Raw genomic sequence first — 14,245 nt, 5'->3', positions numbered from 1 at the left:
TACTATACTTGTCCATTATCATATTGTCAAAGTAGCTAGGATTTTGTAAAATATAATTTAAGAAAAGGTTTTTATAACATTTTATATTTTATTTAGGGTATTAATATATTATAACAATCAAGTCTTTTGTGAAGGAGGGCATATGAGAAATTCGAACAAAACAGCAGCAATGCTTTTAGCTGGTGGACAAGGATCTAGACTAAAAGCATTGACAAAAGATATGGCAAAACCAGTTGTTCCATTTGGCGGGAAATACAGAATCATAGATTTTGCCTTAAGCAATTCAACTAATTCAGAAATTAAAGATATTGGTGTTTTAACTCAATATAAACCACAACTTCTAAATCGCCACTTGGGTATAGGTGCGGCTTGGGATTATGATAGAAATAATGGAGGTCTTAGAATACTTTCTCCTTACTATACAGAAGAAGGTGGAAAATGGTTTGAAGGTACTGCTAGTGCCATTTATGAAAATATAAATTACCTTGACTTATTAAATCCAGAATACGTCTTAATATTATCTGGTGATCATATTTACAAAATGGACTATAGAGAACTACTTGATATACATAAGGCAAAGGGTGCTGATGCTACAATTGCAGTTATGGAAGTGGATTGGGATGAAGCAAGTAGATTTGGAATTATGAATACTGATGAAGATGGTAGAATAACTGAATTTGAAGAAAAACCAGATAATCCAAAATCAAATCTTGCATCAATGGGAATTTACGTATTTAACTGGAGAGTTTTAAGAAAAACTCTTATAGAAGATAACGAAAATCCAGATTCTTCCAATGACTTTGGTAAGGACATAATCCCTAAAATGCTTGCTGAGGGTGAACCACTTTATGTATATAAATTTGATGGATATTGGAAAGATGTTGGTACAGTAAGAAGCTATTGGCAAGCAAACCTAGACCTAATAGATCCAAATAATGAATTAGGAATATATGATGAAGATTGGAAAATTTATACAACTAGCTTAAATTTACCACCACATAGAATTGGGCCAAATGGAAAACTCAATGATGCCTTGGTAAATGAAGCCTGTGTAATCGACGGGTCAGTTAATAACTCGGTTTTATTTTCAAACGTAAGTATTGAAGAAGGGGCAGAGGTTTATAATTCAGTCTTATTAAATGGTTCAAAAGTAAAAGCTGGATGTAAAATTTATAATTGTGTAGTAGCTGAAGATATAGAAATTACAGAAGATATAGGTGATGAAAATACTGATAAAGTATATCTAGTAAGTTCTGAAGGCATTGAGGAGGAATAATATGGATAGAGTTTTAGCATTAGTATACAGCTCAGAATTTAATCCAGCGGCTTATGGTGAATTATGTAAGGTTAGGCCTGATTATATGCTACCATATGCTGGTAGATATAGGATTATAGACTTTACTTTATCAAATTTAACAAATTACGACATTAGTAATGTAATTTTATATGCAGGAAACAGAATGCGTTCTACCCTAGATCACATTGGAGATGGTAGAAGCTGGGAGCTTAATAGAAGACGAGGTGGACTAACAATTAATCCTCCTAATTTTGATGTTAAAAATGCTTCGGAAATAGAAAGATATTTCGATACCCTAAGGGTATTTGAAGAAAGTAATGCCGATTATATATTTGTTACAAATCCTATGTATATCAATAAAGTTGATATAGGAGATGCAAAAGAGCAACTTAAAAATCAAGGCAACGATGTTCTGATATTTACAAAAAAAACAGAAGATAAGGATGGTTTTTTCCTAAACCGCAAAATAATTAATTCAAACGAAGAAGGAAAGCCAGATAATGCAGGCTTAAATCTAGGCACAAGTGATGTATTTGATTTATTTGCTGGCTCTATTCTAATCAAGCGTGAATTGTTTATAAAAGTATTAAGATATGCTGAAGAAAAAAATTCTATTTCAAATCTACTTAATGCAATTTTTGAATATCCTGAAAATTTGGACATAGACTTTTATAGGGTTAATAATCAACTAGAAATCGTAATGGATACCAATTCATTTTTTGATTCCAATATTAAACTACTAAACAGAGAATATTTTGATAATTTATTTTACAACGACGGTTTGGTTTATACAAAATCAAAAGATGAGCCTTCCACTTCCTATACTAAAGAAAGTAAAGTAAAGAATTCATTGATAGCTAATGGGGCGATTATAGAAGGTGAAGTAGAAAATTCGATAATATTTAGGGGAGTTCAAGTAAAAAAAGGTGCTGTAATTAAAAACTCAATTATTTTCCAAGATAGTATCATTGGCGAAGACTCTATATTAAATTTTGTAATTACTGAGAAGGGCACCCATGTAGGAAAAAATGTGAAATTATTTGGAAATAGATCTCATCCTTTCGTATCAAGTAAAAATGAAGTTTTAGAAGATTGGAGCTACTAATGAATGTTCTATTTCTGACAGCTGAAGCTGTACCTTTTGTAAAAACAGGGGGACTTGCAGATGTTGCAGGTTCTCTTCCAAAAGAACTTGTTAATCTTGGAGCAGATGTCAGAGTTGTATTGCCACTTTATAGCACAATTGATGAATCATATAAATCAAAGATGGAAAAGATTACGGAATTTTATGTCGATCTTGATTGGAAACACCAGTATGCTGGAGTATACGGTCTTGAATTTAATGGTGTGAAATATTATTTTATTGATAACATGGAATATTTTGACCGTGACCATCCATATGGATTTGATGATGATGCAGAAAGATTTATATTCTATTCTAAAGCTTGCACACTATTAGGTAAAGAAATTAATTTTAAACCAGATATTATCCACACAAACGACTGGCATACAGCTATAGTAAATGTTTTAGTAAATGATTATAGGCGTGGAGATAGTTACTATGATGATATTAGAACCTTATTTACCATTCACAATTTAAAGTATCAAGGAGTATTTGACCCTGAGAATTTAAGATTAGCAGGGCTTGATGGTTCATATTTTAACGAAAATGATTTAAAATTTTATGATGCCATTAACTTTATGAAAGCTGGAATAATTCATGCTACAGCTGTAAATACAGTTTCAGAAAATTATGCTAGAGAGATTCATTATCCATTTTATGGAGAAGGCCTAGATGGTATTATCCGCCAATATGACTACAAGCTTTCTGGTATTGTTAATGGTATTGATTATAAAGAATGGAATCCAAAAACTGATAAAATGATAGATCAAAACTTTGGTGTAGATAGTATTGATAAAAAAGTTTTAAATAAGCTTGCCCTTCAAGAAGCCTATGGATTACCAAAAAGGGAAGATGTTCCTATGATAGGACTTGTTTCTAGACTAAATGAAATGAAGGGTATGGATTTAATAAGATATATTTTGGATGAATTATTGCAAGAGGATATTCAATTTGTTTTACTTGGAACAGGTGATTATACTTATGAAGAAATGTTTAATTACTTTGCATGGAAATATCCAGAAAAAATGTATAGTAGAATTTATTTTGGTGGAGCAGAAGCCCACAAAATATATGCAGCTAGTGATTTTTATCTTATGCCATCTATATCTGAACCATGTGGTATTAGCCAATTAATTGCTATGCGTTACGGTACATTACCAATAGTTCGTGAAGCAGGAGGATTAAAAGACACTGTTATTCCTTATAACGAATATACTGGGGAAGGTACTGGATATTCATTTTCAAATATTAATGCCCATGAGCTTTTATTTACGATAAAAAATGCTATAAACATCTATAATACTCAAAAAGAAAATCATAATAGATTAATAAAAAATGCAATGAGCCAAGACATCGACTGGAAAATGTCAGCTACTAAATACTTAGACTTATATGAGGATATAAAAGCTTAGGATGATTACAAATAAAGAAATAATTATAGAAAGAATACAAAATTATTTGTATTCTTTTTATGCTAAATACATAAAAACGGCTAGGGAAAATGAGATTTATGATTGTCTTTGTAGATACCTTATGGAGATAGTTGGCAAAAAATGGGTTGATACAAAGAAAATAAAAGAAGGTTATGAAGTTTACATTTTAAGCTTTGAATACCTACCTGGTAGATTTTTAGGAAATGTAATATATAAATTAGATTTAGAATCTGAAATTAGATCAGCTCTCGATGAAATGGGATTTTCTTATGAAAATATTTTGAAACATGATCCAGAACCAGATCTAGGAATTGCAGATATGGGCATAGGCTCATCTTATTTGATAAATGAACTTTCAAACAAAAAAATAAAAGCAACTGCTTATGCCTTACGTTATGAATCTGGCAACTTCAAACAAGTGATAAAAGATGGGATGCAAAGAGCAGAAACATCATCATGGCTTAAAAATGGATCTAATTGGGAACATAGAAAATCTTTCACAAATGAAATAGAAATCTATGGAAAAAAGCATAAAACTATAACCTATGATATGCCAGTAATCTCTGATGATGCAAGTTTTATAAATACCCTTAGATTATTTAAGTCAGAACCAAGTAAAAGTATTAGTTTAAGCAAATTTTCAAAAGGTGATATTATAGATGCATATGATGATTACATCAATAATAGCGCAATTACAGAATTTTTATATGTAGATGATTCTTCTTATGAAGGTAAGATTTTAAGGCTTAAACAAGAATATTTTTTCTCAGCATCTGCTATGAGAGATTTCATTCGTCGATATATCTTATATTATAAAGATATAAAAAATATTAATAAGCAAACAAATGTAATTATAAATGATATTCATCCAACACTTGCCCTTATAGAATTTATAAGAATATTAAAATCTGACCATAATTTTTCTACAAAACTAGCTATTCAATACACCAGAGATATTTTTTATCATTTGGTATTTTCAATAACTGATGATTCTTTGGAACGTTATCCAGTTGATGAAATTAGGAAAATGAATCCTGATATATTAACAACCATAACTGATGTTCAAAACGAGTTAATAGCTGAAGAAAATTTCAATCCATTTATTAAAGATGGCTTTGTGATCTTTAGAAATATAAATATAGCCCTAAGTAAGGATTACTTTTTTTTATCAAAATCATTATCTGATAATAGAAAAAGTAATAGGAGTTACTCCCATGTTAATCTTGGTACAGACAGGCTAATGTATGCTAAAAGTGCTAATTCTAATCTGACTGAGTATTTGAAAAACTATGATATAGATATTACAAAAACTGATGATTTTAATAAATTCAAATTACTTGTTAAGGATAAGGATTTTTTAGATGGACTTGAGAAAATTAAATTTAAGAATAAAAAATCATTTGTAGAATCATTAAGTGATAAAGAAAAAAATATAAATCCTTACTCAATATTTGATATGCAATTATCTATGATGCATGAAAGCAAAAGACAGATATTAAATGCAATGGCTATCGCTTATGAATTTTACTTTTTAAGAGATAACAGAAATGCATATGCAATCCCAAAGACTTATATTTTTTCAGGGAAAGCCAACGAAGGTTATTTTATGGCAAAAGAAACTATTAAATTTATAATTGCTTTAAAAAATCTATTAGAATCTGATAAGGTAATTAGAGAAAAATTAAAAATAGTATATGTAGAAAATCTATCAGTTGGAGATTTAAGAAAATTATATCCAGCTTGTGATGTCTACTCCAATTTGACTTATCCACTTTACGATAACCAAAATTTTGATATTTTAAATTCTATATTCAATATGTCAAATATAATGTCAACTAGAGGAGGCATTGTGGATAATATAGAAAAGGATAATGAATTTTATCTCTTAGATGATAGCTACAAAACTTATGAAAAGAGACGAGAAAATAAATCTTATAAATTAGAGGATGTTATTAATCATAACAAAATAGTAAAATATACTATAGAAAATTTGCTAAAAGAATCTCGAGAAAACTTTCCTTATGATTTCAAAAGCTTATATGAAGAAATAATTTTGTATAATGATTCTTTTGAAATATTTTTAGACTTGGAAAATTTAATTAATATTAGAAAGAAAATATCCAATGACTATTTGAATCGAGAAATTTGGACTCAAAAACAGATTAAAAATATTTTATGGGCCAATGAATTTAATTTAAATCACATAAAAAAGGATATGAGTTTTGATAAAAAATTATAGAAAACTTACCTATGAAGAAATAAAAGACTATGAATTAGGAGCCATTTACTCTAAAGAAAAAACTATCTTTAGAGTCTTTGCTCCAGAAAAAAGTGTAAAGCTTGCATTAAGTACTGATTATAAAAAAACCCGAAAAGATATTTATCCAATGGAGCAAAATGAATTAGGAGTTTGGGAGACAGAAGTAAGTGGAGATTTGGATGGATATTATTATTCTTATATTGTAGATGATAAATTTGAAGTAACTGATCCTTATTCATTTACAAGTTCTATAAACTCAATGTATTCAGTGGTTTGCGATATGGGAGAAACTGATCCTGAGGGGTTTAGAAAAAGTATAGTGCCACAAATACCCGAAGAAGAAGCAATTATTTATGAAATGTCAGTTAAAAACTACACAGCCGATAAAAGCAGCGGAGTTATAAACAGAGGAAAATTCTTAGGACTTAGCGAAAAAAATACTAGTTACCATGGATTTAAAACAGGTATTTCACATTTGAAAGAACTTGGCATAACACATTTGCAATTATTACCAATCTATGACTTTATAAGTGTAGATGAATCTAGCGATAGATTTTTTGATGATGATAATTACAATTGGGGTTATGATCCTGAACTTTACTTTGCTCCTGAAGGATCATATTCAACTGACCCACAAGATTCAAAATCAAGGGTCTATGAGCTCAAAAAGATGATTCAAGCTATACATGAAGCAAATATTGCTGTAATCATGGATGTAGTTTACAACCATACTTTTAAGTCATATGATTCCAATTTAAATACTTTGGGGCCAAATTATTATTACAGAATGAATAATGATGGAACATTTTCAAATGGATCTGGTGTTGGAAATGAAATTGCAAGTGAAAGACCCTTTGTTAGAAAGCTAATAATAGACTCCTTAAAACATTGGGTCAAGGAGTATAAGATTGATGGATTCCGCTTTGATTTGATGGCCTTAATTGACATAGACACTATAAAAATTGCATTAGAGGAGTTAAAGGAAATAAATCCAAATTTAATCATCTATGGAGAGCCATGGATGGCCCTTGGTACAACGTTGCCTTATGAAAAGCAAATTGTAAAGGGATCCCAAAAATCAAATGGTTTTGGAGTTTTTAATGATATATATAGGGATGCTATAAAGGGTGATACAAATTCATTTGGAATAGGCTATATTCAAGGTAATCACTTTCTTAAACCGACTATAGAAGAGGCAATTGCTGGATCAATACATTTTGATAAAAAAAGATGGGGATTTACTGACTTTGCATCTGAAACAGTAAACTATTTTAATTGCCATGACAATTTAATTTTATATGATAAATTACAAATTTCATTGAGTAATTTAGACAATATAAATGATTATGTAAAGCTTGCTATAGGATTGATAATGTTATCCTTTGGTAAACCGTTTTTATATGAAGGAAATGAATTTAACCATAGCAAAAATAATGACAGAAATTCCTACAATTCACCCTTGTTTATAAATGCTATTAATTGGAATGATAAGCAGGAAAACATAGACGTATTTAATTATACAAAAGACATAATTGCCCTTAGAAAAAATATAAAAGTATTTAATAAAATAGACCCTGATCATATTAGAAAATCTTTAAGTTTTATGGATAATTTAGAAAATTCTCTTATAATTTATAAAATAAAAGCCGAAAAAGGATTTATTTTAGTTGCTATTAATGCAGGACTTGAAGAAAAGTTTATTAATACTAAAAGATTAAATTCTTTTATAGGCTATAATGATTTTATAATAGAGAAAATTTTTGATAAAGAGGGTAAAAATAATAATATAGAAGAGGATATCAGCCTCGATAAGTTATCAGTAAATGTATATAAAATATATTAGGAGAAAAAAATGGATTATATAAAAAATTATGAATCTTGGTTAAATAATGAAAAATTTGATGATTTGACCCGTAAAGAGTTAGAAGAAATTAGAGGAAATGATGAAGAAATAAAAGATAGGTTTTATAATTCACTGGAATTTGGAACAGCAGGTCTTCGTGGAAAACTAGGTGCTGGAACAAATCGTATGAATGAGTATATGGTAGCTCAAGCTAGTCAAGGATTTGCTGATACAATTGCTGAAATGGGAGAAGATGCAAAAAAAGCTGGTGTTGCTATTTCCTATGATGTACGTCACAAGTCAGAAGAATTTGCAAAAATAACTGCAGAAGTGTTTGCAGCTAATGGCATAAAAGTTTATATCCATAAAGAAATACAACCTACACCTGTTTTATCTTTTACAGTCAGACACTTAAAAACATCAGCAGGAGTAATGATAACAGCTAGCCACAATCCTATGGAATATAATGGATATAAGGCTTATAATGCAGAAGGAAGCCAAATTCTAGATGAAACTGCTAATAAAATTTTAGGCCATATTGCCGAACACCCTGATTTTTTTGAAATTCCACGTTTAGATTTTGAAAAAGGTATTGATGATGCAATTATTGAATGGGTAGATCAAAGTGTGGTTGAAGATTATGTAAAAAAAGTCTTAGATTGTACTATAAATGAAGATATTGACAAAGATATAAATATTGTATATACACCTCTTAATGGAACTGGAAATAAACTAGTTAGAAGAATACTTGATGAAAGAGGATTCAAAAATATCCACATTGTTCCAGAACAAGAAAACCCAGACCCAAACTTTACTACTGTGGGTTATCCAAACCCAGAAATGCCAGTAGCCTTTGAATATTCAGAAAAATTAGGAAAAGAGGTTGGTGCAGACTTACTACTTGCAACCGATCCTGATGCTGATAGATGTGCAGTAGAAATAAATGATGGAAATGGAAATTTTGTATTTTTAACTGGAAATAAAATTGGTGCCCTACTTACAAACTACATTTTAGAAGCTCTTGATAAAAATGGAGAACTTCCTGAAAATGGAGCAGTTGTTAAGTCGATTGTAACTGGTGATTTGATAGCTCCGGTTGCTAAAAAGTATGGTGTCAAAAAATATGATGTACTAACTGGATTTAAAAACATCTATGCCGTAGCAAATGAACTTGAGAAAAATAACGACGGAAAATTTATCTTTGGTTTTGAAGAATCAATTGGTTACAATTATAAAGACTTTGTTAGAGATAAAGATGCTGTAAACTCTGCAATGATGATTGCAGAAATGGCGGCATATTATAAAAAACAAGGAAAATCATTACTAAATGTACTAGATGATATGTATAAAGAACACGGATACTACTCAAACGATGTTATCTCTATTACCCTACAAGGGCTCGATGGAAAAGCTCGCATAGGTAGAATCATGGAAGAATTTAGAAACAATCCTATAGAATCTCTAGCGGATTTAAAAACTAAAAAAATTATAGATTATAAATTAGATGAAACAGGTCTTCCAAAATCAAATGTACTTAAATACTACTTTGAAGATGAATCTTGGGTAGCTATTAGACCATCAGGTACAGAACCAAAAATAAAACTATATATCAACGCAGTTTCTAAGGATAATGAAAAAGCAGCAAACGATAAAAAAGAACAATTAGAAAATCAAATGCAAAAAATAATTGACAGTGTAGAATAAATCAAAGCTAGGGTATTAGCCCTAGTTTTTTTGTTTAAACATTTATCAAGTTCAAAAATAAATCATATGTGGTAAAATATATACAAATCGTAAAGGATGGTTTATATGGAAAAATTTTTGAAAGCTGTTGATGATGTTTTTTCAGTACAAGTTATAGGAAATTTAACCCTATACCAATTATTTTCAACAATATTAAAATACATTTTTGTTATAGTAGTTTTTTATTTTATATATTCTATTATTAGAATTATTTACTATGACGTAAGAACAACATTAAAAAAAGAACAAGAATCAGATACTTATTTAAAATTACTAAATAGAAATGATGGATTTAGATTTATAGTCCAAGAATATTATTTTATAGGTGAGGACAACACTATTGGACGTGACGATAGAAATACTATTTGTATCAAGGATAAGTATTTATCCAAGTTTCACGCCCGCATTATCCAAGATGAGGATATTTATTTCTTAGAAGATCTAGAATCTGCAAATGGAACATTTTTAAATGATGAAAAAATAGAAGATGCGATTGAACTAAAGTCAAATGACATTATCCATATAGGACAAATGCAATTCTTATTTATCCAAGGTGAAGAAAATGCTTAAAACTTTAGATGTAGAACAAAAAGAAAAAAAATATATAAGAAAATCAATTTTTCTACTTTTTATCTTTTCATTTTTAGCCCTATCCCTAGCCTTAATTTTTAATATTTCAAATGTAAGTGCAACTGATTTTTACACTTACATAGCTATTTTGGTTGTAATTGTTTTATCAACTATTCTTACACCCAAGATTACCAAGGCAGATAACATTTTGCTGCTTATAGTAAATATGCTTTTTGCTATAGGGGTAGCCATGATTTATAGGCTAAATCCATCTTATGGAAAAAGACAATTGCAATTTTACTTAATAGGTATAGTTCTATTTTTCTTAACTTTTTTTATTCTAAAGACATTTAAGTTTTGGAATAAGATAAGTTTATTTTATGTGATTATTTCAGTAGCTTTGTTTATGGCAACCCTTGTTTTTGGTTCATACCTTGGAGGAGCCAAAAACTGGATTATTTTAGGGCCAATAACTGTACAACCATCTGAATTTATTAAAATACCTTTGGCATTTTTTGTGGCAAGCTTTTATTCAAGATATAATGAAGTTTCTATGAAGCCTTTTGGTAGATACTATATGAATATTGTAATATATATTTTTATTGGTTTTCTATTCTTACAAAAAGACTTGGGAACTGCCCTTATATTTTTTGGGCTTATGATATTAAGTCAATTTGTTTATGAAAAAGATAGGGTTTTAATAACATTAAATATTGTAGCAATGATTTTTGGATCTATCCTAGCTTACTTTATGTTTGGACACGTGAGAGTAAGGGTTGCAACATGGTTAGATCCATGGTCAGATATTGATGTTACAGGCTATCAAATAACTCAAGCACTATTTGCAACTGCTAGTGGAGGTCTTTTTGGTACTGGCATTGGACTAGGTCATCCAGATTATGTTCCTGTTGCAGAATCAGACTTTATATTTTCTGCGATTTCCGAAGAAATGGGCATATTTATGGGACTTGCTGTTATACTATTATTTATGATTTTAGTATACAGATCATTTAAAATTTCCCTAATTCAACAAGATAAATTTTTATCTATACTTGCATTTTGTATTGGAGTATTATTTGCTTTCCAAACTTTTATAATTCTTGGGGGCGTGTTAAAAATTATTCCTCTTACAGGTGTAACCTTGCCATTCATTTCCCAAGGTGGGTCATCAATGCTTTCAGGTTTTATCCTCCTAGGATGCCTACAATATTGTGCAAGTGATATAAAATATGGAGATGAGACAGATGAGTGAAAATAATAATAGAAAGGCAAATAAAAAACGTACATCAAATGAGAGTTTTTTAGACAAAATTAAAAGAAAAGAAGAAAACCAAAGATTGAAAAATAGTAGAGAGTTAAAGGTTTTATCAAAATCAACTCTAAACAAGAGACTACTTTTTGTAATGATTTTCTTTGTGTTACTTTTTATGGGGCTTGCCTTATACCTAGTTTACTTTCAACTTTTTAAAGCAAAATCAATAGCGAGCAATGACAATAACCGTAGAAATTGGATAAATGAAGATACAATTGCACGCGGCAAAATTTTAGATAGAAATGACAATGTTTTAGCATATAGTGACTACGATCAAAATGGTAATCAATATCGACATTATAACTATGGAAAAGCATCATCAACAGTTACTGGATATAATTCAAAAACCTATGGTAAAACTGGCATTGAAAAAACATTTAATAAATGGCTACTTAATCTAAAAGATGAAAATATGAGTAATTTTAGAAAAATGGTAGTTACAAACGATGTGGGCAATGATTTACATTTGACAATTGATCAAAACATTCAAAATTTAACTTATAATTATATGAGTGATCACGTTGGTGCAGCAGTGGTTATGAATCCAAAAACAGGTGAAATACTCGCTATGGTTTCAAATCCAACCTTTGATCCAAACAACATCGATGCAAATTGGGATAATCTAATTGCAAATAATAATGGACCCCTTGTTAATAGAACTACAACTGGACTATATAGACCTGGATCAACTTTTAAAATTGTAACTGCAAATGCAATGTTAGAAAGTAATATTGATGAAAATTATGAGGATACAGGTTCAGAATTAATACAAAATTTTGAGATTAAAAACTTTGATGGATTGGTATTTGGAAATCTTGACTTAAGAAAAGCTTTTATGTATTCTTCAAATACTTATTTTGCAGCTAAAACGAATGAAATGGGCAAGGAAACTTTAGCAAATATGACAGATCGTTATATGTTTAATAAAACTTATCCATTTGATTTAGAAAAATACGACTCCATAATTCCTTATAAAGAGTTAAATCAAGTAGATCTTGCGATGACAGGATTTGGTTATGGTAAAAGTCAGGTAACTCCACTGCATATGGCAATGGTAACTTCTACGATAGCAAATGATGGAGTTATGATGCAACCGAGACTTGTAAAAACAATTACTGACAAAGAAGGAAAAGAATTATATGAGGCCAAGGAAGAAAAATTATCAATTGTAACAAGTCAAAGACGAGCAAATAATATTAGGGATATGATGGTTGATGTAGTAAATGAAGGAACTGGGAAAGCTGCTTATATTGATGGCATCCAAGTAGCAGGAAAAACTGGTACCACCGATAAATCAAATGGATTTATCGATGCCTGGTTTGTTGGTTTTGCACCAGCCTATGATCCACAAATTGCTATTGCAATAGTTATCGAAGATGCAGCTGATACTGGTGGTGTCACTGTAGCACCGATAGCGAGAAATCTTATGAGAGACATATTTAATCAAGTGAGATTAGATTAATTATATAAGCTTATTTTTGATATTTGACCAATAATGGTTTTTATCAAGAATAAGTTTTTTTATTGTCTTATTTGAAACTTTTATAGTAATTTTATAATCCTTGCTGCTATACTCCTTACCATCAAATATAAATACAGTGTGGTAGTTATCTCTTTTAGAAACTAAAATCTCCACAGTAGCATCTTCTGGCAAGACAATGGGGCTAATTATTGCATTATTTAAGTTAGAATAAATAGGAGCAATAGGTGTTAGAGAATAACCCTTCAAAGACTGATGAAGAATTGAACCCCCACAAGAAAGGTTATAAGCTGTAGATCCATGTGGAGTTGAAATAATTAATCCATCACCAGAGAAATTTTCTATAAAATTGCCATCTATAAAAACTTTTAATCTTACAATTTGATTTTTGTTACTTTTTACAACAACTTCATTTAAAGAATCGAATCTTTTCTTATTTACCGTAGATTGTAATATAGTAAGCTCCTGAGTTTGATATTGGCCATTTTTAAAAGCAAGTATAAAGTCTTCTATTTCATTTGCTTCAACCTCTTGGTAAAAACCTAGATGCCCGGTATTAATGCCTATGAAAGGAATGGATGTAAAATTCGTATCATGGACTGCTTTTAAAAAAGTACCATCACCTCCAATAACTAGGTTTAAAATAGCCTCAGTATCATAAGAATTACTTACAGCAAAGCCGTGTTTTTCAAGTGCTTCTTTGGTTTTATAAAATACACTTTTACTAAATTTTGATCTATTTTTAAAAACATTGATAATATTTGTCATTTATCTATACCTCTCACAGTTATTATAACATAGTTAGGAAAATCATAAATATAAATATAACTAAAATAAATTTTGAAATTTGGAAATACTTTTCTAAGCCATTAACGTTGTAATTTAGATAAAAAGTCAACATTAATGAAAAAGTTTTTGTTGCAAATATTTTAACGATATATTATAATTAACTTATCCTAAGGCAAACAGGTCCGAATTTAAACCTACAACTTTTATAAGGGATTGCGTAGTCCTAGCTTGGATGACATGCCTCCGTAGAGTGGACTTCAGAAATGCTAGGCAGCTTGCCCACCTTCACACAAACGAAGGTATTAAAGTAAGGGCCACCTTAGGATTTTTTATAAACTTTGTTATTTTTTATATATTAATGTTATATAGGAATTTATCTGGGTATATAATAATTA

Annotated in this window: 10 protein-coding genes; 9 read left to right on the top strand and 1 reads right to left on the bottom strand. The window is 29.8% G+C overall.

Annotation, left to right across the window (positions count from 1 at the left end; genetic code table 11):
- Positions 1–142: 142 nt before the first annotated feature.
- The 9 genes from ACF3NF_RS00945 (at position 143) to ACF3NF_RS00905 (ending at position 13,043) form a co-directional block, all read left to right on the top strand.
- On the top strand, positions 143–1,276 hold the full coding sequence (locus ACF3NF_RS00945) for a glucose-1-phosphate adenylyltransferase (protein ID WP_394023419.1): 1,134 nt from the start codon (positions 143–145) through the stop codon (positions 1,274–1,276).
- A gap of 1 nt (position 1,277) precedes the next feature.
- The gene (gene glgD / locus ACF3NF_RS00940) at positions 1,278–2,402 is read left to right on the top strand and encodes a glucose-1-phosphate adenylyltransferase subunit GlgD (protein WP_394023417.1); all 1,125 of its coding nucleotides are present in this window, start codon (positions 1,278–1,280) and stop codon (positions 2,400–2,402) included.
- Positions 2,402–3,832, top strand: a complete 1,431-nt coding sequence (glgA, locus tag ACF3NF_RS00935; RefSeq protein ID WP_394023415.1) for a glycogen synthase GlgA — start codon at positions 2,402–2,404, stop codon at positions 3,830–3,832. Before glgD ends, glgA begins: the two co-directional genes overlap by 1 nt.
- 1 nt (position 3,833) lies before the next feature.
- Entirely contained in the window at positions 3,834–6,092 is a 2,259-nt protein-coding gene (locus tag ACF3NF_RS00930; RefSeq protein WP_394023413.1) for a glycogen/starch/alpha-glucan phosphorylase, read from the top strand.
- On the top strand, positions 6,076–7,956 hold the full coding sequence (gene pulA, locus ACF3NF_RS00925; RefSeq protein ID WP_394023411.1) for a type I pullulanase: 1,881 nt from the start codon (positions 6,076–6,078) through the stop codon (positions 7,954–7,956). Before ACF3NF_RS00930 ends, pulA begins: the two co-directional genes overlap by 17 nt.
- Positions 7,957–7,965: 9 nt before the next feature.
- Positions 7,966–9,660 carry a phospho-sugar mutase gene (locus tag ACF3NF_RS00920; RefSeq protein ID WP_394023409.1) on the top strand — a complete coding sequence of 565 codons (1,695 nt, stop codon included), beginning with the start codon at positions 7,966–7,968 and terminating at the stop codon, positions 9,658–9,660.
- 105 nt (positions 9,661–9,765) lie between these two features.
- Positions 9,766–10,269, top strand: a complete 504-nt coding sequence (locus tag ACF3NF_RS00915) for an FHA domain-containing protein (RefSeq protein ID WP_394023407.1) — start codon at positions 9,766–9,768, stop codon at positions 10,267–10,269.
- Positions 10,262–11,521, top strand: a complete 1,260-nt coding sequence (locus ACF3NF_RS00910; RefSeq protein ID WP_394023405.1) for an FtsW/RodA/SpoVE family cell cycle protein — start codon at positions 10,262–10,264, stop codon at positions 11,519–11,521. The genes ACF3NF_RS00915 and ACF3NF_RS00910 overlap by 8 nt, the downstream gene beginning before the upstream one ends.
- Positions 11,514–13,043, top strand: coding sequence for a peptidoglycan D,D-transpeptidase FtsI family protein (locus tag ACF3NF_RS00905; RefSeq protein WP_394023403.1), 1,530 nt, complete (start codon positions 11,514–11,516; stop codon positions 13,041–13,043). The genes ACF3NF_RS00910 and ACF3NF_RS00905 overlap by 8 nt, the downstream gene beginning before the upstream one ends.
- Here ACF3NF_RS00905 and ACF3NF_RS00900 read toward each other — a convergent pair whose 3' ends face one another.
- Positions 13,044–13,829, bottom strand: coding sequence for an NAD(+)/NADH kinase (locus ACF3NF_RS00900; RefSeq protein WP_394023401.1), 786 nt, complete (start codon positions 13,827–13,829; stop codon positions 13,044–13,046).
- Positions 13,830–14,245 lie beyond the last annotated feature (416 nt).

This window comes from Anaerococcus martiniensis, assembly GCF_043187485.1.
GTDB lineage: Bacteria > Bacillota > Clostridia > Tissierellales > Peptoniphilaceae > Anaerococcus > Anaerococcus martiniensis.
The sequence above is the reverse complement of the archived record's forward strand: the minus strand, read 5'-3'. Positions and strand labels throughout refer to the sequence as shown.

What these genes read in the sequence shown, in the direction of transcription:
- ACF3NF_RS00905 (WP_394023403.1), top strand. Translation starts at nt 11,514, where the DNA reads ATGAGTGAAAATAATAATAGAAAGGCAAATAAAAAACGTACATCAAAT.
- ACF3NF_RS00915 (WP_394023407.1), top strand. Translation starts at nt 9,766, where the DNA reads ATGGAAAAATTTTTGAAAGCTGTTGATGATGTTTTTTCAGTACAAGTT.
- ACF3NF_RS00910 (WP_394023405.1), top strand. Translation starts at nt 10,262, where the DNA reads ATGCTTAAAACTTTAGATGTAGAACAAAAAGAAAAAAAATATATAAGA.
- glgA (WP_394023415.1), top strand. Translation starts at nt 2,402, where the DNA reads ATGAATGTTCTATTTCTGACAGCTGAAGCTGTACCTTTTGTAAAAACA.
- ACF3NF_RS00900 (WP_394023401.1), bottom strand. Translation starts at nt 13,829, where the DNA reads ATGACAAATATTATCAATGTTTTTAAAAATAGATCAAAATTTAGTAAA.
- ACF3NF_RS00930 (WP_394023413.1), top strand. Translation starts at nt 3,834, where the DNA reads ATGATTACAAATAAAGAAATAATTATAGAAAGAATACAAAATTATTTG.
- glgD (WP_394023417.1), top strand. Translation starts at nt 1,278, where the DNA reads ATGGATAGAGTTTTAGCATTAGTATACAGCTCAGAATTTAATCCAGCG.
- ACF3NF_RS00920 (WP_394023409.1), top strand. Translation starts at nt 7,966, where the DNA reads ATGGATTATATAAAAAATTATGAATCTTGGTTAAATAATGAAAAATTT.
- ACF3NF_RS00945 (WP_394023419.1), top strand. Translation starts at nt 143, where the DNA reads ATGAGAAATTCGAACAAAACAGCAGCAATGCTTTTAGCTGGTGGACAA.